Source organism: Sporolactobacillus putidus (assembly GCF_014647035.1).
GTDB classification, from domain to species: Bacteria; Bacillota; Bacilli; order Bacillales; family Sporolactobacillaceae; genus Sporolactobacillus; species Sporolactobacillus putidus.
Genome location: NZ_BMOK01000004.1, coordinates 99,982 through 120,181 on the forward strand (window position 1 = coordinate 99,982; position 20,200 = coordinate 120,181).

Annotated in this window: 16 protein-coding genes; 11 read left to right on the forward strand and 5 right to left on the reverse strand. The window is 50.2% G+C overall.

Annotated features, from left to right (window positions below):
* The first annotated feature begins 20 nt into the window (after nt 1-20).
* Nucleotides 21-1,916, forward strand: coding sequence for an ABC-F family ATP-binding cassette domain-containing protein (locus IEX81_RS06070; RefSeq protein WP_188802184.1), 1,896 nt, complete (start codon nt 21-23; stop codon nt 1,914-1,916).
* A gap of 205 nt (nt 1,917-2,121) precedes the next feature.
* Here the strand turns inward: IEX81_RS06070 and IEX81_RS06075 are convergent, their stop codons facing one another.
* Nucleotides 2,122-4,326 carry an alpha-galactosidase gene (locus IEX81_RS06075; RefSeq protein WP_188802185.1) on the reverse strand — a complete coding sequence of 735 codons (2,205 nt, stop codon included), beginning with the start codon at nt 4,324-4,326 and terminating at the stop codon, nt 2,122-2,124.
* 151 nt (nt 4,327-4,477) lie between these two features.
* Here IEX81_RS06075 and IEX81_RS16775 point away from each other — a divergent pair, with 151 nt between their 5' ends.
* Nucleotides 4,478-5,056, forward strand: a complete 579-nt coding sequence (locus IEX81_RS16775) for a PTS sugar transporter subunit IIA (protein ID WP_188802186.1) — start codon at nt 4,478-4,480, stop codon at nt 5,054-5,056.
* A 184-nt stretch (nt 5,057-5,240) separates the two neighbouring features.
* On the opposite strand, the gene IEX81_RS06085 is transcribed toward IEX81_RS16775, so the two are convergent.
* Both IEX81_RS06085 and IEX81_RS06090 read right to left on the reverse strand, forming a co-directional pair.
* Nucleotides 5,241-6,449 (reverse strand): ABC transporter permease, encoded by a 1,209-nt coding sequence (locus IEX81_RS06085; protein ID WP_188802187.1) that lies wholly within the window; start codon nt 6,447-6,449, stop codon nt 5,241-5,243.
* On the reverse strand, nt 6,446-7,165 hold the full coding sequence (locus IEX81_RS06090) for an ABC transporter ATP-binding protein (RefSeq protein ID WP_188802188.1): 720 nt from the start codon (nt 7,163-7,165) through the stop codon (nt 6,446-6,448). Before IEX81_RS06090 ends, IEX81_RS06085 begins: the two co-directional genes overlap by 4 nt.
* Nucleotides 7,166-7,468: 303 nt before the next feature.
* Between IEX81_RS06090 and IEX81_RS06095 the strand changes: the two genes are divergently transcribed.
* Nucleotides 7,469-8,110 carry a TetR/AcrR family transcriptional regulator gene (locus tag IEX81_RS06095; protein WP_188802189.1) on the forward strand — a complete coding sequence of 214 codons (642 nt, stop codon included), beginning with the start codon at nt 7,469-7,471 and terminating at the stop codon, nt 8,108-8,110.
* Nucleotides 8,111-8,136: 26 nt separating this feature from the next.
* On the opposite strand, the gene IEX81_RS06100 is transcribed toward IEX81_RS06095, so the two are convergent.
* Both IEX81_RS06100 and pdxK read right to left on the reverse strand, forming a co-directional pair.
* Nucleotides 8,137-8,769: a fumarylacetoacetate hydrolase family protein gene (locus IEX81_RS06100; RefSeq protein WP_188802190.1), complete on the reverse strand. Its 633-nt coding sequence runs from the start codon at nt 8,767-8,769 to the stop codon at nt 8,137-8,139.
* Between the two features lie 304 nt (nt 8,770-9,073).
* Entirely contained in the window at nt 9,074-9,889 is an 816-nt protein-coding gene (gene pdxK / locus IEX81_RS06105) for a pyridoxine/pyridoxal/pyridoxamine kinase (protein ID WP_373292342.1), read from the reverse strand.
* A gap of 164 nt (nt 9,890-10,053) precedes the next feature.
* Here pdxK and msrA point away from each other — a divergent pair, with 164 nt between their 5' ends.
* The 8 genes from msrA (at nt 10,054) to IEX81_RS06145 (ending at nt 20,062) form a co-directional block, all read left to right on the forward strand.
* The gene (gene msrA / locus IEX81_RS06110; RefSeq protein WP_188802191.1) at nt 10,054-11,019 is read left to right on the forward strand and encodes a peptide-methionine (S)-S-oxide reductase MsrA; all 966 of its coding nucleotides are present in this window, start codon (nt 10,054-10,056) and stop codon (nt 11,017-11,019) included.
* 327 nt (nt 11,020-11,346) lie between these two features.
* Nucleotides 11,347-12,432, forward strand: a complete 1,086-nt coding sequence (locus IEX81_RS06115; RefSeq protein WP_188802192.1) for a LysM peptidoglycan-binding domain-containing protein — start codon at nt 11,347-11,349, stop codon at nt 12,430-12,432.
* A 362-nt stretch (nt 12,433-12,794) separates the two neighbouring features.
* On the forward strand, nt 12,795-13,736 hold the full coding sequence (gene qoxA, locus IEX81_RS06120; protein ID WP_188802193.1) for a cytochrome aa3 quinol oxidase subunit II: 942 nt from the start codon (nt 12,795-12,797) through the stop codon (nt 13,734-13,736).
* The gene (qoxB, locus tag IEX81_RS06125; protein WP_188802194.1) at nt 13,736-15,700 is read left to right on the forward strand and encodes a cytochrome aa3 quinol oxidase subunit I; all 1,965 of its coding nucleotides are present in this window, start codon (nt 13,736-13,738) and stop codon (nt 15,698-15,700) included. The genes qoxA and qoxB overlap by 1 nt, the downstream gene beginning before the upstream one ends.
* On the forward strand, nt 15,700-16,329 hold the full coding sequence (gene qoxC, locus IEX81_RS06130; RefSeq protein ID WP_188802195.1) for a cytochrome aa3 quinol oxidase subunit III: 630 nt from the start codon (nt 15,700-15,702) through the stop codon (nt 16,327-16,329). Before qoxB ends, qoxC begins: the two co-directional genes overlap by 1 nt.
* A gap of 1 nt (nt 16,330) precedes the next feature.
* Nucleotides 16,331-16,648, forward strand: coding sequence for a cytochrome aa3 quinol oxidase subunit IV (gene qoxD, locus IEX81_RS06135; protein ID WP_188802196.1), 318 nt, complete (start codon nt 16,331-16,333; stop codon nt 16,646-16,648).
* A gap of 449 nt (nt 16,649-17,097) precedes the next feature.
* Nucleotides 17,098-18,009, forward strand: a complete 912-nt coding sequence (gene pfkB, locus IEX81_RS06140) for a 1-phosphofructokinase (protein WP_188802197.1) — start codon at nt 17,098-17,100, stop codon at nt 18,007-18,009.
* Nucleotides 18,010-18,136: 127 nt separating this feature from the next.
* Complete coding sequence (locus tag IEX81_RS06145; RefSeq protein ID WP_188802198.1) at nt 18,137-20,062, forward strand: PTS fructose transporter subunit IIABC; 1,926 nt, start codon at nt 18,137-18,139, stop codon at nt 20,060-20,062.
* The last annotated feature ends 138 nt before the right edge of the window (nt 20,063-20,200 follow it).

Here is a 20,200-nt window from a genome sequence, read left to right on the forward strand (position 1 = left end):
TTTTAATAAGGATGATTGAAGTGAGCATTCTTGATGCTGAAGGATTATATAAAACATATGGCGATAAAACGCTGTTCGACGGAATCTCTTTTACGATTTCCGAGAAGGAACGGATCGGTCTGATCGGCGTGAACGGCACCGGAAAATCGACGCTGTTGAACGCGCTCGGAGGCGTGGATTCCATCGAGGAGGGAACCATCCGGCACGCCAATGCTTTTCGGCTTGCCTACCTGACGCAGACACCGGTGTTCGATGCCGGAGTTGCGCCGGTCGATTACCTATACAGCGGATCGGCGCCGATCATGGTCACACTGCGGAACTATGAAAGGGCGCTCGCGGATCTGGAGGATGATCCTTCAGACAGAGCAAGGCAGGAAAACCTAATGGCCCAGCAGCAGAAAATGGATGCGGCGGGAGCCTGGGAAGCCGAAGCGGCGGCCAGGAACATTTTAACCCGTCTCGGCATTCATGATTTTCACACACCGGTTGCCGATCTTTCCGGAGGACAGAAAAAAAGGGTCGCGCTGGCCCGCACGCTGATCCAGCCGGCAGATCTCCTTATTCTTGACGAGCCGACTAACCACCTCGATAATGAAACGATCGAATGGCTGGAGGAGGCGCTTGTTCAATATCCCGGCGCGCTGCTGATTGTCACGCATGACCGTTATTTCCTTAACCGTGTCACGACGAAAATATTCGAGCTGGATCATGGGAAACTTTATATATATGACGGAAATTATGAAATGTTTCTTGAAAAGAAGGCTGAGCGCGAGGAGAAAGAGTCGGCAGATGAGGCGAAACACCGGAACCGGCTGAGGCGGGAGCTCGCCTGGCTACGACGGGGCGCAAAGGCGCGGTCGACGAAACAGAAAGCGCGGGTCGAGCGGGTGCACGAGATGCAGGCACGCAAAGGTCCCGAAGCGGCGCAATCTGTCGATATCGCAATCGGATCGGCGCGCCTCGGCAAAAAAGTGATTGAAACAAAGAGGCTGACGAAAGGTTTTGATGGACGGACACTGATTCGGGACCTCGATCTGCTCGTGACACCCGGAGAGTGCCTGGGCATTATTGGCGGCAACGGCACCGGCAAGACAACGCTTCTGAATCTGCTTGCCGGTCGGCTTGTACCGGATGAAGGCACTGTCGCAGTCGGAGAAACGGTGAAAATCGGTTATTATACACAGGAACATGTTGAAATGAACGAGGACCTTCGTGTCATCGATTACATTAAAGAAGTGGCGCAAGTCATGAATACGGCGGACGGGCAGCAGGTGACGGCGGAACAGATGCTGGAGCGGTTCCTGTTTGCCAGACCCCAGCAGCACACATACATCCGCAAGCTGTCCGGGGGCGAGCGCAAGCGGCTCTATCTGCTCCGCGTGCTGATGCAGGAACCGAATGTTCTTTTTCTTGACGAACCGACCAATGACCTCGATACGGAGACGCTGACCGTGCTTGAAGATTATTTGCTGCAGTTTCCGGGCACAATCATCACGGTTTCACATGACCGCTATTTCCTTGACCGTACTGCCGACCACCTGATTGCCTTTGAAGGAAACGGCGTGATCCGGCGATTCGAGGGAAATTACAGTGAATACATCGCGGAGAAGAAGAGCCGGTCGGCAGAAAACGCCGCAGATAAAAAGGCAAAGCCTGCTCCCGCTCCTGCGGCTCAAAGAAAGAAAAAACTGTCCTTCAAAGAACAGCAGGAATGGAACGGGATCGAGGACCGCATTGCCGTGCTTGAAGATCAACTGGATGCACTGAAAAAGGCGGTTGCGGAAGCCGGCAGCGATGCCGGGAAAGCGCAGACGCTCTATGCACAGCAGCAGGACGCGGAGAAAGAGCTGGATCAGGCAATGGACCGCTGGACTGAACTCTCGCTGAAAGTAGAAGCGCTGGAAAATGAATCATGAAAAAAGCCGGCTGAAGTTGCTTCATGGATTTCAGCCGGCTTTTAAGTCTGTTTTACCGCGTGCGATTGATCGCTTACTGGATTCCATTGAACTTTAATTTTTCTGATCATGATTTTTAAATGTATCAGTCGTCGCGGTATATTTATCGGTCATAAGTACGGGTTTTTCGGTCATTACGTTCGATTTATCAGTCATTTGTAAGAATTTATCGGTCGTCCTGCCGTTTGCCCTGCTTTTTCCTGAACCGCCAGATTGCGCTGCGAAAATCACCTCTTCCGGCGGGGACGGTCAGGCCGCCGTACATCAGTTCATCGCCGCCGATGGCATCTCCAGTGGCTGCATTTTCATAAGTCGCGTCCGGATCGAGGCCTTTAAAGTGAAAAGTGAGAAGCGGCCGTGCGGGATCAGCGAGAATTTCGAAGAAGAAACCGACCGCTTCCGATTTGTCGGAAGAGACAAAGCACCAGGCGGCGGTGTTGCCTTCAAAGGGGCTTTCAATCCGGTAAAAATCACCGAACTGGATGAGCGGCCGGATGCTTTTGTAAAAGGCGATCTGCTTCCCGACCGTTTTCTTCTCATCATCGGTCAGCTTGGTTAAATCCAGTTCATAACCGAAGTTTCCCGACATCGCCACATGTCCTCTCATGTCGAGGGAGATGACGCGGCCGATCTGGTGATTCGGAACGGCGGAAACATGAGCGCCCATGGCAATCGCCGGATAAAGCATACTTGTGCCGTATTGGATTTTCAGCCTGCAGACGGCATCGGTATTGTCGCTCGTCCACGTCTGCGGCATGTAATAGAGCATGCCGGGATCGAAACGCCCGCCGCCGCTTGAGCAGCTCTCAAACAGGATGTCCGGGAATCGGGCGGTCAGCGTTTCAATCAGTTCGTAAAGGCCGAGCATGTAGCGGTGAGCCGTCTCGCGCTGCCGGTCCGCCGGAAGCCGTTCAGATCCTATTTCGGTCATATGCCGGTTCATGTCCCATTTTACATAGTTGATATTTGCTGCGCGGAGTACGGAGGACAGCGATTGTACCAGATAATTGCGGACATCGGCGCGCGACAGGTCGAGCACGAGCTGATTGCGGCTGAGCGTGCGCGGACGGTCCGGGACGTGCAGGCACCAGTCCGGATGCGCGCGGTACAGATCGCTGTCCGGTGAGACCATTTCCGGTTCAAACCAAAGGCCGAACTTTAACCCCAGATCGTGAATCCGGTCTGAAAGCCAGCCCAGACCGTGCGGCAATTTGCGCCGGTCGACAGTCCAGTCGCCGAGGGAGCTTTTATCGTTGTCGCGCCGGCCGAACCATCCGTCATCAAGAACGAACAGTTCGATCCCGAGCTTTTGGGCTTCTGCGGCGATTGCCAGTAATTTTTTTTCATTCAATTTAAAGTATGTTGCTTCCCAGTTATTAATCAGGACCGGCCTCTCTTGATCGCGATACTGCCCCCGGGCAAGATGCGTTCGGTAGAACCGGTTATAAGTCCGCGACATCCCGCCAAGACCCCGGTCCGAGTAAACCATGACAACTTCCGGCGTTTGGAATGATTCGCCGGGTTCCAGTTTCCAAGAAAAATCAAACGGGTTGATGCCGATGGATGCACGCACCGTACGATAGGGGTCCGTTTCAATCTGTGCGGAAAAATTGCCGCTGTAGACGAGGCTGAATCCGAAAACATCACCGTGATCCTCATCGGCACGTTTTCGAAGCAAAGCAAAAAACGGATCGTGCTGCGGACTGCTCGCTCCCCGGCTGCTCTCAATCACCTGCATTTCCTTGGACAGCGGGTGCCTTGAAATATTGCGCTCGTTGTTATGCGATCCGTAAAAAGACAGAAGGTCAAACCGGCCGTCCCGAAAATCGACGCTGGCGCTCAGTCCGCGCAGGAGCCGAATCGGAGCTGTCCCGCCGTTTGTGAACCGGACAGAGCGCGTGATCGTGTTAAAATCGCGGAACACCGTGTAAGTTAGTGTCGCCTGAAGACCGTCGATGTCGTCCTTCAACAAAATGTCCAGAGACTGGGCTTCCTGATTGTCTTCGGCATAAGCGGCGGGTAGCCCGGACAGCTTTTTCTTTCCCTGGTAAATGCGGTGACCCGCATAACGCAAGTCGGATACTGTCGAGCCGTTTTCAAGCTGCACCTGATAAGCGGGATGGCGGTAATCGCCATTGCCGTATGCCGGATATTCCAGCGGAAGGGTGGCGAGTGAAAATTCCGGATGTTTCGGATCGGCATAAGGAGCAAAGGAGCGTTGCACAAAGAGCGGGCCGGCGCTGCCGCGAAGGGCGGATAATTTACGGCCCCAATACAAGTGAAGCGGATAACCCTGGACAATCTGAAGGACATAGCTGGATTCATGTGCGTGCAAATGAAACCGTTTGTTGGTCCTGTCAAAATGGATCATACAGACACCCCCGAGAAAGAGTTTTATCTATAAATAGTATAGTTTCCTTGTCAGATATTAGGACGGATTGCCTGCCGATCGGCTATGCAGTCAATAAATGCTTCATTTTATTACCAATGGGTATGCTGGAATTGCTTGAAAAGATTGTCAAATGTCACTATTATTAACATTGGATAAAGCGTTTTACAGGATCTGCGAAAGGGTGAAGACGATGTCCTTTTTTAAGAATTTATTTAATAAGAGAGATCCTGAAAATCAGGCGGACATCAATGCGGAAAAGGAAGAGCTGGCATCGGCCGGTGAATTTTTTCCGCCGCTGAAAGGTAGGATTGTTCCGGTTACGGAGGTTCCGGATCCTGTCTTCTCCCAAAAAATGATGGGCGACGGGTTTGCAATTATTCCGGAGAGCGGCACAGTTCGCTCGCCGATTGACGGTGAAGTGACCAATATATTCCCGACAAAACACGCGATTTCTCTCAGAGCATCGGATGGCCGTGAACTCCTTATCCACATCGGACTGGAGACGGTTTCCCTCAAGGGAGAGGGATTTACCGCACTTGTGAAAGATGGAGACAGAGTGAAAAAGGGCGACCGGCTGGTGAAAGTCGATTTCGCCCTTGTTGCCAGGCGGGTGCCTTCGACTATCACTTCCATCGTGTTCACCAATCTGAAAGACGGGGAAAAAGTGGTGATTGAAGGGAATCAAGTCTCCATAAAAAATGATGATTAAGCTTTTTTAATAAAAGGGGATCCCTGCTGCTTCAGCAAGCAGCAGGGATCCCCTATTTTGTACAAATAAGAAAGTATAATAAAAGATTAGAGGTGTCTAGTATAAGAAAAACTAAGGCTCAGACCGTCGTCAAAGACTTGGCTTCACCAAGTTTTTCTTACGTGTTCAAACTTTCTGCTTAAAATTATGATGCGAGCGGCCGTGAGGCGCGTATTACATAGATGTTGATAATGATAAAAACAAGCGAGAATAAAAGCAGCGCACCACCGTCAAGCCACCAGCCGGAGAATCCCGTGCCGCGAATCATGATATTGCGCAGTGCATCGGTCGAATAATGGATCGGCATCAGATTGCCGATTACGCGAACCCAGCCCGGCAGTGTCTCGATCGGGAACAGTCCTGAGAGAAAAACCTGCGGGACGATGACCAGCGGGATGAACTGAAACATCTGAAGTTCATTCGATGCGAATGTCGACAGCAGGATGCTGAGCGACAGCGCACTGAATGAAAGAATAAAGACGATGATCAGGACATCAAGAATGCTGCCGACGTTATAAATCTTCAGGACGTAGACGATGTAGCAGGTCAGGATGAATGACTGGACGATTACGAACAGTCCGAAACCGACCAAATAGCCGCAGATAATCTGATAATTCCGGATCGGGGAAGCCATGAGCCGGTCGAGTGTGCCGGTTGTCCGTTCACGCAGGAAGGAAACGCCGCCGATCATGAAGATGAACAGAAAAACGAAGATGCCGACCATTGCCGGTCCGAACGAATCGAAGGTGTTCAGACCGGAGTTGCCGTGAAGATAGGACACGTCGAGCTGAACTTTTTCCCCCGGCTGAGCGCCGGACGGCAGCCCGGCTTGTGTCGTATTCCGGGGAAGGGCGGCAAGAGTTGAAGGCGCGTATTGCTGCAGCGCGATCGTCATTTGTTTCATCACTTGCTGCTGTGCCTGAATCGCCTTCTGCTGGCTGCGTATGACGTTTGTCAGCTGTGTCTGCATTTGTTTGACTTGGATCTGCTGCACGGTCTGCATCGATTTCTGGATTTTGCTCATCGCCAGCCCGTTTCGCGACGGATCGCTGCCCTCCAGATGCACATTAACCGGATGCCCGAGATCCACGTAAGCATCGATTTTCTTGTCTGCAAGTGCCTGGCGGGCTTCAAGTGGACTCATGCGTTCATAGTCCGCCGATTTAAAGGCAGGAAGCAGGTTTGATGAATTATAATTAATGATCGCCAGATTCGGTTCGGACGTCTTTGCGCCGAAAATATACCAGACTAGTGTCAGAATAAGAAGCGGCGCGATAATCAACAGGGCGAGCGTCCGTTTGTCGCGGACAATCTGACGGATAATGCGCCGGGCCATAGCAAACAGGTTACTCATGGCTTCATCCCCTCCTTAATCAGAAAGACGTCTTCAACGGTTGAAACGCCGAATTCCTGAGTGAGTTCTTTCGGAGCGCCCTGCGCGATGATGTGCCCTTCGCTGAGCAGACCGACCCGGTCGCATTGGGCCACTTCGTCCATGACGTGGGTAGTCACAATAATCGTTGCGCCTTTGCTCTTCAGATAGTGAAAAAGGGTCCAAATACTGCGCCGGATCAGCGGGTCCAGCCCGACGGTCGGTTCGTCAAGCAGATAAAGCCGCGGTTCATGAACGAGTGCGGCGGCGAGCGAAAGGCGACGTCTCATACCGCCGGAGAACTGAGCGACATTCTTTTTCAGGTCGTTTTCCAGCCCGACGCTCTTCGCGACATCCAGAATCCGCTGTTTCTTTTCCTTCCCCCTCATCCCCTGAATCGATGCGAAAAATTCCAGATTCTGATAGGCGCTCAGTTCATTATATAGCGCGTCGGACTGCGCCATATAACCGAGCGACCGGAAGGCATCCAGTGTCGGAGTCTGTTCAAAAAGTTCCACATTTCCACTGTCCGCCTTCTCCAGTCCAAGCAGGATTCTGACCAAAGTGGTTTTTCCGGCACCGGAAGGGCCGATCAGACCATAGATTTCACCTTCACGAAGCGTAAGAGAGACATCGTCAAGCACAACTTGTTTTTTGTAGTGCTTGTAAAGATGTTCCCCTTTAACCGGGTAAGTCATCGCTATCACGTCCTTCACCGAAATGAAAATTGATGAACACTGTGTTCATTAGTTATGATAAAATGAAGCTTGCAGATGTTCAATAATCAATACTAGACAGAATGATCATTAATAGACACTTATTGAAGATGTGTCTGATTAAAAGTGTTTTTTCGGGTAAACATCCTTTGCCCTGTGCAGCTGATAACGTACGGCCGCGAAGAAAGTATCGCAAATCAGCACGGGTTTAAATGGTCAGCCAAATATATTCTCGGATCAATTTAATGGATTATTTACCTATATTGCTAAAGAGGAGTGTATCCGATGAATACTCTCTCAACAGATCTGCGGGCGATAAAAACACGGGCCGCGATCCAGTCTCATTTTATCGATCTGCTGCTTGAAAAAAATTTTAATGAGATCACGGTTAAAGACATTGCGCGTGCGGCAAACATCGGGCGAGGCACGTTTTATTTGCATTACACAGACAAGTTTGATCTGCTCGGAAAGCTGATGGACGAGGGGCTGAAGTCTGCAACCGATAATTTTCAGCCGAAAGCTTATTTTAAAGAGGGAAAAGTGCTTCCCGAGCGGCTTGTCGGCTATGCATTGAAGATGTTTGACCATTTTCAGGAGCATGAGCGGTTTTACCGGGCGATGCTGTTCAATGAAGGCATATCCTCGTTCCGTTACCGGATGCAACAAAGCTATCTAAAGAAGTTTCGCCATGAAATACAGGAGCTTTCTCAGGCCAATCGTATGTCCGATCCGATTACGATGGAAATTCTGCCGATTTTTATTTCATCAGGAATGATCGGTCTTGTTGGCTGGTGGTTCAAGAATAACATGCGTATTTCAAAGGAATATATGGCGCGCAAGGTTTTTCAGGTGATGACAAAGGGGCCGCTGCAGGTACTCGGATTTGCTATTGATGAAGAAGGAGAGGACGAGCTGAGAAAAAAGTGAAAACATTCCCTTGTGTCCTCTCCTCATTAGTTTTGTTTAAGCGCAATCGAGAACTCGCCGAGAAGATCCTGTCCCCACTGCAGGGAAAAAGCGTCACCGTCAGCAACTTTGCCGACGCCTGCCGGAGTTCCTGTGAACAAGATGTCACCCGCCCCTAGTCCGTAATGGCTGCCGCAGAAATCAATCAGTGTCTGAGGATCGAAAATCATTTGTCCGATATTGCCGCGCTGCACTTCTTTCCCATTGATCTGCAGTGAAAAATCGGTTTCCCGGCAAGCTTCAACTCCTGGAAAAGAAATGAACGGTGTCAGGACGGCGGCATTCAGAAAGCCTTTTGCGCGCAGCCAGGGATGACCCTTCTCCTTCAGTACACTTTGGACATCCCGTAAAGTAAAATCAATGCCGAGCGCCATTTTGTCGATCAGCCCGTCGGCCGGAAGTCCCGGCTTGAAGGGACTTCCGATATGGACGACCCATTCAGCCTCGTAGTGAACGTCTCCCTGATTTCCGGGCAGTTCAATCGTCTGTCCCCGTGCTTCAACGGCGGCATGTGTCGGCTTCGAGAAGAACATCGGTGAAGTGGGGACGGCATTGTTCAGTTCTTTGGCGTGCAGTGCGTAGTTTCTGCCTACACAAAAAATATTAGTGATTTCAGCCATAAGATCCTCCATCTTATCGAGATCGCTTTTTCTTTATACTAAGTATAAAATTTTTTAAGGATTATAGTATAAGCGACCGAACAGATCGCCGCGTCCTGCGGCATGTTCGGCATTAGGCCGTCCTGGCCCCCGCAACTAAGGCAACACCCGCGCCAAAGGCTAGGCGAAGCCGAGTTTTCTAACACTATAGGAAAGTATAAAAATTTTAAGGATTATAGTATAAGGGCAACTAAGGCTCAGCCTGCGCCAGGGCTTGGCTTCGCCAAGTTTTCTAATGTCGATACATCCGCAAAGTTAAAACAGATCACCTGCCGATTAATTGTCTTTTATAAGCGCTGTGGTCGGTCGGACCTGTATATTCATTCAGACTGAAAGACTCCTGGATTCCGGCAGTGACAAATGCCTTCGCAACCTTAACGGCATTCGGCACCGATTTTCCCTTGGCCAGTTCGGCCGTAATAGCAGCGGCGTATGTACAGCCGGCGCCGTGAATATTAGGGGTATTGATTTTTTTGCTGGCGATGATCTCAAAACTTTTGCCGTCATAAAGCACATCGATCGCCTGATCGGTGTCCGGCAGTCTGCTGCCGCCCTTGACCAGTGCGTATCTAGCACCAAGAGCCACAATTCTTGCCGCAGCTTCTTTCATCTGATCGATATTCGTGATCCATGATGTACCGGCCAGTTTTGCGGCTTCATAAAGATTCGGTGTCGTGATGAGCGCTTTCGGAATCAGAGACTCGCGTATTGCTGCCGTATTTTCCGGTTGCAGTTCCGGCTGCAGCTCTTCCTCTGCCCCTTTACAGACCATCACCGGGTCGATGACGACATTCTTCAAATGGTGCTTCTTAATCTCGGCCGAAACGGTCCGGATGATATCCGGCGAACCAAGCATCCCTGTTTTCATCGCATCAATTCCGATGCCGGCCACGATCGTGTCCAGCTGTTTCCGCAGCAGATCTGTTTCCAAAGTCGTTACAGAATGTGCCCAGTTGTGAAACGGATCCATGGTGACAATAGAGGTCAGTGCCGTCATGCCGTATACGCCGAGCTCCTGAAATGTTTTCAGGTCCGCCTGCATTCCCGCACCGCCGCTCGAATCCGAACCGGCGACCGTCATGGCTTTATAGTGTTCTATCACAAAGACAACCTCCTTGTATGAAAAATACACTTTTTATTCATTATAGTAAGAATGCGCCGAAAAAACTATTTTAGAGCCGATCGAGCAATGTGTTCGCCATTTGCCGATCTAATAGGGTACAGTTACATCAAGGAGGGATTCGAATGACTGAAAAAACGGAAAAAGCGACGTTTGCCGGAGGCTGCTTCTGGTGCATGGTGCACCCTTTTGACGAAGAACCCGGAATCATCAAGGTTGTGTCGGGCTATACGGGGGGAAAAACGGAGAATCCTACCTATGAGCAGGTGTGCTCTGAAACAACGGGACACGCGGAGGCTGTGCAGATTACCTTTGATCCGGCTGTCTTCCCTTATAGAAAACTTTTGGAACTGTACTGGCAGCAGATTGATCCGACGGATGCCGGCGGCCAGTTTCACGATCGCGGATCCTCCTACCGGACAGCCATCTTCTACCATAACGATGAGCAGAAACGGCTGGCGGAAGAATCAAAGAAGGCGCTGGAAAGAAGCGGCCGTTTCAAAAAACCGATTGTTACGGAGATTGTCCCGGCAGGTCCTTTTTTCCCTGCCGAAGACGCTCATCAGGATTACTATAGAAAAAATGCACTGCATTACCGCCTGTATCGTAAAGGTTCGGGTCGTGATGAATTCATCAGAAAGCACTGGTCCGTGAAAAAGGACCGGAAGGCACTGCGTGACAAACTGAGCGATATTCAGTATGAAGTGACCCAGAAAAACGGTACGGAACAGCCTTTCGACAACGCCTACTGGAACAATCGCAAGGAGGGCATCTATGTGGATATCGTTTCCGGAGAGCCGCTGTTCTCAACTACGGATCAGTACGACGCGGGATGCGGGTGGCCGAGTTTTACAAAACCTCTGAGCGAGAGCAGGATTGTTGCACAGACGGATACAAGCCACGGGATGATCCGGACTGAAGTGCGCAGTAAGTTTGGTGATTCCCATCTGGGCCACGTCTTTGACGACGGGCCGTCTCCGGAGGGGCTCCGTTTCTGCATTAATTCGGCGGCGCTCCGGTTTATTTCGAAAGAAGATTTGGAACTCGAAGGGTACGGAGAGTACAAGGGCCTTTTTAAAATTCAGGAATGAAGCAAGGACAGTTCCTGAAGGTTGACAGAACGTACAGTCAAAATAGTGCAACAGAGCCGGAACGGATCGTCCGGCTTTTTAATTTGCCGTATTAAATAGTTGAAGGAAGCACTCCGATAAAAAAGTATGGAACAAGTGACTCGTTTAAATCCGGGTACAACCGGCACGCGGGAGAAAAAACATTATTGAAAATTAAAGATTCTGCTAATCTATTATTCTGATAAAGTGTTATCATAGAAGATATCGAGGTATTTGGTAATTATAACCTTTCATCCAGTCACGGGACTTGAGCGATGCAGACTAAGAAAACGATTGGAGGCCGGTTTTATGAATAAGTTTGTTCTACCTGCCGCGATCGTCGGCGGAATTTTTTTTACAGCAACCGGACAGAATGTTTTTGCGGCGACCGGACAGGACGTAGTAAACAAGGCGGTGCAATTTCAGGGGAAGCCTTATGTCTATGGCGCGCCCGCTTTTTCAACTTCGGCGTTTGACTGTTCTTCTTTTACACAGCTGGTTTATAAGCTGGCAACAGGCGTCACGCTGCCGAGAGTGGCGGCGGATCAGGCGACTGTGGGAATCGCGGTGGACAGGAACAGCCTGCAGCCGGGTGATCTTCTCTTTTTCGATACGGAAGGGGACGGCAGCATTCAGCATGTCGGTATCTATATCGGCAATGGTCAGATGATCAGTTCGGAAACAACGGTTGGCGTACATATTACCAACGTTTTCAGCGGTGGCGGATCGCAAGTCTACTGGGAGCCGAGGTTCAAAACGGCACATCGCGTGATCGGCGGATCGGGAGCTGCGGGGCAATCTGTGCAGCCGCAGAATGTATCGGCGAACGCGCCGCAAAGTCAGCAGCCGTCTTCAGCCGTTTACACAGTAAAAAGCGGAGACAGCCTGTGGGCCATCGGACAGAGTTACGGCATCTCGGTTTCAGCGTTGAAGTCGATGAACGGTCTCGGCTCGGATATTATCTATCCGGGCCAGCAGCTGAAGGTATCGTCGTCAGCGTCTGCGGCATCTGCTCCGTCGGCTTCCGCACAGGCGCCGGCTGCCGGACAATCGAGCGGGTCCTCTTCAGTCTATACGGTAAAAAGCGGGGACAGCCTGTGGGCCATCGGACAGAGTTACGGCATTTCGGTTTCGGCGTTGAAGTCGATGAACGGTCTCGGCTCGGACCTGATCTATCCGGGCCAGCAGCTGAAGGTCGCGTCTTCCGCAGCTCCTGCGGCATCGGTGCAGAATTCTTCTTCCGCTTCAACGGGCGGCAGCTATCAGGTTAAGACCGGCGATAGTCTCTGGGAAATTGCGACGCTTCACGGTATTACGGTGAATCAGTTGATGCGGGCGAACAATCTGTCGTCAATCATCATATTTCCAGGGCAGCAACTTGTGATTCCTCAATAAACGTTGATTCTTTTCTTTCAGGGGGGCGGGTATCCGCTCCCTGTTATTTTTACAGCGAAGGAAACCTGGGTATCAAACACTCAAGGATACGTTTTTGAAAATAAAAATGTAAACGCTTTCTAATTATGGGTTTTTCCATTATAATGGAAATTGTAAGGGGAATTTTTGAAATTAGTGCGTCGTTTAGGTGACGAAAAAGGTTCTTATTGACCAGAAAAATTTTATTGTTATTTTTGTCACAGTAAACAAGGGCCTGCTGAGATAAAATATAAAGTTTATGCTATAATGTGAATGCTTATTGAAATTTATCTCATAGAGGGGCTCGAATTTCGGTAGAAACAGAAGGGAGGAAGAGAGAGACAATGATGAAAACCTTCAAGATGAAAGGATTGGCCGCTCTTGTGCCATTATTGGTCCTGCTGACCGGATGCTCGGATAAAATTGCTGTTCTTAACCCTCAGGGACCCGTGGCTCGGGAGCAATATCATCTGATCGTCTGGTCGCTGATCATGATGAGTCTGGTTTTAGCAATTGTTCTCATTATTTTTATTTACGTACTTGTCCGGTTCGGGCGTAAAAACAATAAGGGCTATGATCCGAACAATACGGGCAACCGGAAACTGGAAATTATCTGGCTGATTGTACCCGTCGTGATTTGTATCCTGCTCGCCGTTCCGACAGTGCGCACACTTTATGCGCTCAATGATCCGCCGAAAGCGACGGCTAAGGCCCCGGCATCCTTGCACAGCAACGCGATGACGATCGACGTGACGTCCGTCGACTGGAAGTGGCTGTTCCGTTATCCGGGCCAGAATATCGAAACCGTAAATTATGTCGTGATTCCCGCCGGGATTCCGGTGAATTTCCGCCTTCACGCCTATGACGCCATGAACGCTTTCTGGGTTCCGGAACTTGGCGGCCAGCAGTACACGATGACGGACATGTCGATGCACCTCTGGCTGCAGGCGGATAAACCGGGAACTTATGCCGGACGCAGCTCGAACTATTCGGGCCAGGGCTTTGCAGACATGACTTTTAACGTCCTCGCAAAATCGGCATCTGATTTTGACAGCTGGGTCAGCGATGTCAAAAAGAACCAGCCTGCACTGACGATGAACAAGTACATGCAATTACTGAAACCGGACAATGTGAAACCCATGACTTTCTCATCTTACCCAAAAGAACTTGAAAAAAACCTGAACAAAGCACAAATGGAAGGCAAACAAACCGGCAAATCGACGGATAATTCCATGCCGGGGATGAACATGTCGGGTAATAACGGGAAAGGAGGGTACAACCCATAATGCAAAATATTACAAATTTTCTCAGCCACTTTTTTGTCACCGGCGATCCGATGATCTACGGTGCCGATGCTTCAATCGCACTGGCTTCCATCGGGATCGTCGTCGTTCTGACCTATTTTAAAAAGTGGAAATGGCTTTGGGATGAATGGCTGACCAGTGTGGATCATAAACGAATCGGTATTATGTATATTATCGCTGCATTGCTGATGCTGTTCCGCGGTGGAGTCGACGCACTGATGATGCGTACGCAGCTGGCGCTTCCCAACATGCATTTTCTGAATGCGGAGCATTACAACCAGGTTTTCACGACACACGGCACGATCATGATCATCTTTGTCGCGATGCCGTTTATCTTCGGGCTGATGAATATCGCCGTTCCGCTGCAGATCGGTGCGCGCGACGTTGCATTCCCTTTCCTGAACGCATTGAGCTTCTGGCTGTTTTTCTTTGGCGCGATGCTTTTCAATCTGTCGTTTGTCATCGGCGGTTCACCTGATGCCGGCTGGTCGAGCTATGCACCTTTTGCCGGTGCAGAACTGAATCCCGGGGTCGGACAGAACTACTATCTGATCGGTGTGCAGATTTCAGGTATCGGGTCGCTCGCGACCGGGATTAACTTCCTGGTGACCATTTTAAAGATGAGGGCGCCGGGCATGACGCTATTTAAAATGCCAATGTTTACTTGGTCGATCCTGATCACATCGGTTATCGTCATTTTCGCTTTTCCGGCTTTTACGGTTGCTCTTGCCCTGATGACGATCGACCGCCTTTTTGGGGCCCATTTCTTCACGATAGCCGCTGGAGGGTCGCCGATGCTCTGGGCCAACCTGTTCTGGTTCTGGGGGCATCCGGAAGTGTACATTGTGCTGCTGCCGGTGTTCGGCATCTTTTCTGAAGTCATCGCGACATTCGCGCACAAGACATTGTTCGGGTATGTCGTGATGGTCTGGTCGATGATTGCCATCTCTTTTTTAAGTTTCATCACATGGCTGCACCACTTCTTTACCATGGGCAATACGGCACCGGTCAACGCTTTCTTTTCCATATCGACTATGCTGATTGCCATACCGACCGGCGTAAAGATTTTCAACTGGTTATTTACCCTGAACAGAGGGCGGATAGAGTTTACGACACCGATGCTCTGGGCACTCGCATTTATTCCGAACTTTACAATTGGTGGGGTAACGGGTGTCATGCTGGCAATGGCGCCTGCAGACTACCAGTACCATAACAGCTATTTTCTTGTTGCCCACTTCCACAGTACGCTGATCGCGGGCACCGTCTTCGGCATCTTCTGCGGCCTGCATTACTGGTGGCCAAAGATGTTCGGCTATCTGCTCAATGAAAAGCTGGGCAAGTGGTCGTTCTGGGTATTCATGATTTCGTTCAACATCTGCTTTATGCCGATGTACTTCCTCGGGCTGATGGGCATGACCCGTCGTATGTACACCTATCCGGCTGGGCTTGGCTGGGGTCCGATCAACTTCATCATCACGATCGGCGCATTCGGTATGGGCCTCGGATTTATCATCATGGCACTGAATATTGTTTGGAGCGCCATCCATGGAAAAAAAGATACAACCGGCGATCCGTGGGACGGCCGCACACTCGAATGGTCGACGGCTTCTCCTGCGCCGGAATACAATTTTGCCCATATTCCAACGGTGTCGACGCGCGATGCCTTTGAAGCGATGAAGGAAGAGAAAAGGGAAGGCAGGACAAAACCGCAATTGCCGTTTAAACCGATCCACATGCCGAATAATTCAGGCATACCGTTTATTATGGGCGGGTTTATGTTTGTGGCCGGATTCGGTTTCGTGTTCGAGTGGTTCTGGATGGGCATTCCGGGACTTCTCGGCGTCGTTGCCTGCATGATCGCACGGTCCTTTGTTTACAATGATCACCATCACATTCCGGCTGACGAAATTGAACGCATTGAGCGCGCTGCGGGGAGGTTATCATAATGGCTGAATCCATCCTGAGTCTGGACTCAAAAGACAAAAAGAACATGCCTCTGGAGTATACGACAGAAGAAGGCGACCTCCGCATTGTCGGATTCTGGATTTTCCTTGCCGCTGAACTTGTCCTGTTTGGCACACTGTTTGCTAGTTATCTTGTGATGCAGAGCCATACCGCAGGAGGGCCGACCGCGAGAGACTTGTTTAAAATCAATCCGGTCATGGCTGAAACAATCATCCTTCTGGTCAGCAGTTTTACATGCGGCCTTGGCACTCTTGAACTGCGCAGGCATAACACGAAGGGATTAATTGCCTGGCTGGTGGTCACGGTAATTCTCGGTTTCGCCTTTATCGGCCTGGAAGCAAACGAGTTTTATTCATACGCTGTGCACGAAGGCGCGCCTATATCGAGAAGCGCTTTTCTCTCAGGCTTTTTCATCTTGCTAGGCACGCACGGCGCACACGTATCGCTGGGCATTGTCTGGGTGACCTCCATTATCATCCAGCTCGCGCAGCGCGGTATCACGGCTGTTACGGCGAGGAAAGCGTTCATGGTCGGTCTTTACTGGCATTTTCTTGACGTCGTCTGGATCTTCATCTTCACGGCAGTTTATTTGACGGGGCTGGTGATCTAAAATGCATGAAAATGAAAACCAGGCAATCAAGCAGGAACATACAGGTTTTCCATGGAAACAGGTTGTTGGATTGATCCTCTCACTTGGGCTGACTTTTCTCGCATTGTGGGTGGCAATCGGCCTCTCCTTGCCGGTTAACGTCACGCTGACCATCATCGTTGCTCTGGCGATTTTCCAGGCGTTTATTCAATTGTTCATGTTTATGCATGTCACCGAAGGCACCGAGCCGGTTCATCAGATTATCGGCATCCTGTTCGGTATCTATGTGGCTTTCGCCGTAGTTGCCGGCTCGATTTGGATTCTCGCTCATGTATTTTAACCCGTACTGAAGAATTTAATAATGAATAAGGGCGGAGCTGTCCAGAAAGGATAACTCCGTCTGTTTTTTTTTAAAAGGAAATCGAACGCAAAACGGTTTTGTTCATAAATCGGTCAATTAATGGCGTATTTTGATTGTTTTATGATTTTATTTGATTGATATTGACTGCTTATCCATTTATAATAAATATCTTGAGAGGGTTGCAAAATCGTTCTCTGCCTCTTGCACGGGCGGCAGGAACCAACCGGAAGTGAATGCAGCGGGCTGAATACGAGCGGAAATTTCTACGAAAACAATGGAAGTTTGAAATTTGCAAGAAAAAAGGAAATAATAAAAGATCAGGCCAGATCGCGCTTTTAAATGAATCCGCTCTCTTTATAAATTTAATGATGACCCACAGACTTGACATGGTACGAAAACAATAACACATGAACAGGAGCTGATCACTCGTGATCTATACATGCACACTGAATCCGGCAATCGACTATTTTCTGCAAGTCGACAATTTCAGGGCCGGGGAGTTGAATCATGTCAAAGCGGACCGGAAAATGCCCGGCGGAAAAGGAATTAATGTGTCCAGAGTGCTGAAGCATCTCGGACAGGCGTCAAAATGTCTCGGCTTTATCGGCGGCTTTACAGGCGATTTTATCAAGGAAAAACTAGTCGAGGAAGGCATTGAAACAGATTTTGTCGCTGTTAATGGAGACACGCGAATCAATGTGAAGCTGAAGAGCAATACGGAAACGGAAATCAACGGTGTTGCCCCGCAAATTACAGACGACCAGCTTGATGCACTGTTCGCGAAACTTGAAAAACTGACGTCCGAAGATATTCTGGTACTGTCGGGCAGTGTACCCGGCACCCTTCCGGTAACGATTTACAAGGATATGATTGAGAAGGTCGCCGGCAGCCGGGCTAAAGTAGTTGCGGATACAAGCGGCGTGGCTTTTAAAAGAGTTGTCACGGCCAAACCATTCTTGGTAAAGCCCAATCATCATGAGCTTGGCGAGTATTTTGGCGTGACGGTCGAATCCTTTGACGACGTGAAGAAATACGGAAAAAAACTCGTCGATGAAGGCATTGAGCACGTCATTGTATCCATGGGCGGAAAAGGTGCGATTTACATAGACAAGGATGAGTATCTTTTTGCTCCTCCCGCTAAGGGTGAGCTGAAGAACTCTGTCGGCGCAGGGGATTCACTGGTCGGCGGTTTTCTGTCCGAATATGTTGTCAGCGGCGATTTCAGAAAAGCTTTTCAGAAGGGTGCGGCTTCCGGAAGCGCAACAGCCTTCTCGGTTGATTTGTGCAGCAAAGAAAAAGTTGAAGAACTCTTGCCTCAGATTAAAGTTAGCAATATTTAAAAGAGCAAGTTTAAAAAGAAGGCTTGCAGCAGGACGGATCACCGACCGGAAACCTCGATTCGCCGCTTATCGGCTTTAACTTTTTAAACACCCACTTGAATGTGAAAACGGGGAGGAACAAAGCAAAATGAAAGTGACGGACCTGTTAACGGCGGCGACCGTTAATCTGGACTTAAAGAGTACGACTAAAAAAGACGTACTGGACGAACTGGCGGCGACTCTGAATAAGGCAGGCAAGCTGAACGATCTGGCGGCCTACCGCACGGCTATTGATAAGCGTGAAGGTGAAAGCACAACGGGTATCGGTGATGGTGTTGCCATTCCCCATTCAAAAACACCGGCAGTCAAAGAAGCGGCGATCGCTTTCGGGCGCTCAAAAGAGGGCGTCGACTTCCAATCGCTTGACGGACAGCCGGCGCACCTTTTCTTTATGATAGCGGCCGAAGACGGGGCCAACGCGACACACCTTGAGGCGCTGTCCACCCTGTCGACGTTTCTGATCAGGCCTGATTTCCGTGAGAAACTGATGCAGGCGGAAACCGCGGAAGAGATTGTCGGGCTTTTTGATGAACAGGAAGCGGTAAGCAAAAACGTGGCTGCCGAAGAAACACCGGCAAATAAAGACGAGGGCTACCAGATTCTGGCCGTAACCGGCTGTCCGACCGGAATTGCCCACACATATATGGCAGCGGATGCTCTGAAACAGAAGGCAAAGGAAATGGGCGTCTCGATCAAGGTACAGACGAACGGGTCAACCGGGATCAAGAACAAGCTGCAGCCTGACGAGATTGCGAAGGCCAAAGGCATCATCGTTGCGGCAAGCATCAAAATCGATGTCGAGCCGTTCCGAGGCAAGCCGCTGGTTCAGGCACCGGTTACTGACGGCATCCGCAAACCTGAAGAATTGATCAATCAGGTTCTGGAGGGCAAGGCTCAGGTTTATCAGGGCGACGGCAGCGAAACGCATGATACGGAAAAAGCGGAAGGCAAGAAACTGGACATTTATAAAAATCTGATGAACGGCGTGACGTACATGCTGCCATTTGTGGTCGGCGGCGGCATCCTGATCGCCATCTCGTATATGATCGCTTCATTCATGCACATTGGACTGAAGCCGGTCACCCAGGTAAGCGGTGTGCACAATATTGCCGGATTGCTCAGCTTTATCGGCAGTGCCAACGCGATGTACCTGATGATCCCGATTCTGGCGGGCTTTATCGCGATGAGCATCGCGGACCGGCCGGGACTTGCACCGGGTATGGTCGGTGGTCTGATGGCTCTGACCAGCAACGCCGGTTTCCTTGGCGGCCTGATCGCCGGGTTCCTTGCAGGCTACGTCGTTCAGCTGATCAAATGGCTGTTCAGAAAATGGCCGCAGTCTTTGGAGGGATTAAAGCCCGTTCTGATCTACCCTCTGCTCGGTATTTTTGTTACCGGTACTCTGATGTTTCTGATCAATCAGCCGATCAGCCTGTTTATGACAGCAATGGTACACTGGCTTGGCGGCCTTGGTACCGGCAACCTTGTACTTCTCGGTCTGATTCTTGGCGGCATGATGGGGATTGATCTCGGAGGACCATTCAATAAGATTGCCTTCACATTCGGCATTGCAATGATCAGCGCGGGCAATTTTTATCCGCAGGCCGCCATTATGGCTGGGGGCATGGTTCCTCCGCTTGGCATGGCACTGGCGACAACACTTTTTGCCAGAAAATTTAATCGCGCCCAGCGCGATGCCGGGAAGGTCGCATACGTTCTCGGAGCCTCCTTCATTTCTGAAGGAGCGATTCCGTTCGGTGCGGCCGATCCGATTCGCGTCATTGTCTCAACGACGATTGGTTCTGCCATTGCCGGCGGTCTGGCACTGCTCTTTCATATCGGCCTTCGTCCTCCTCACGGCGGGATTTTCGTCATTCCGCTAGTGAACGGGAATCCGCTGCTCTATGCGCTGGCCATTATTATCGGTTCATTTGTAACGGCGCTGATTTACGGCATTTGGAAAAAACCGGTCTCCGGAAAAGAACCCGGCGACGAAAAGGAAATGGCTGCCTGATTACTGGGGAGGAATCCCGGATCAGTTTTTACAACGATCGACAAAACTGCCGGAATCGCAGCAAATTGTGACAAATCATACAAAAAGCATTGTACTCGCTTTCAATATAAACACCGACTTGCTATAATAATTTGTGTT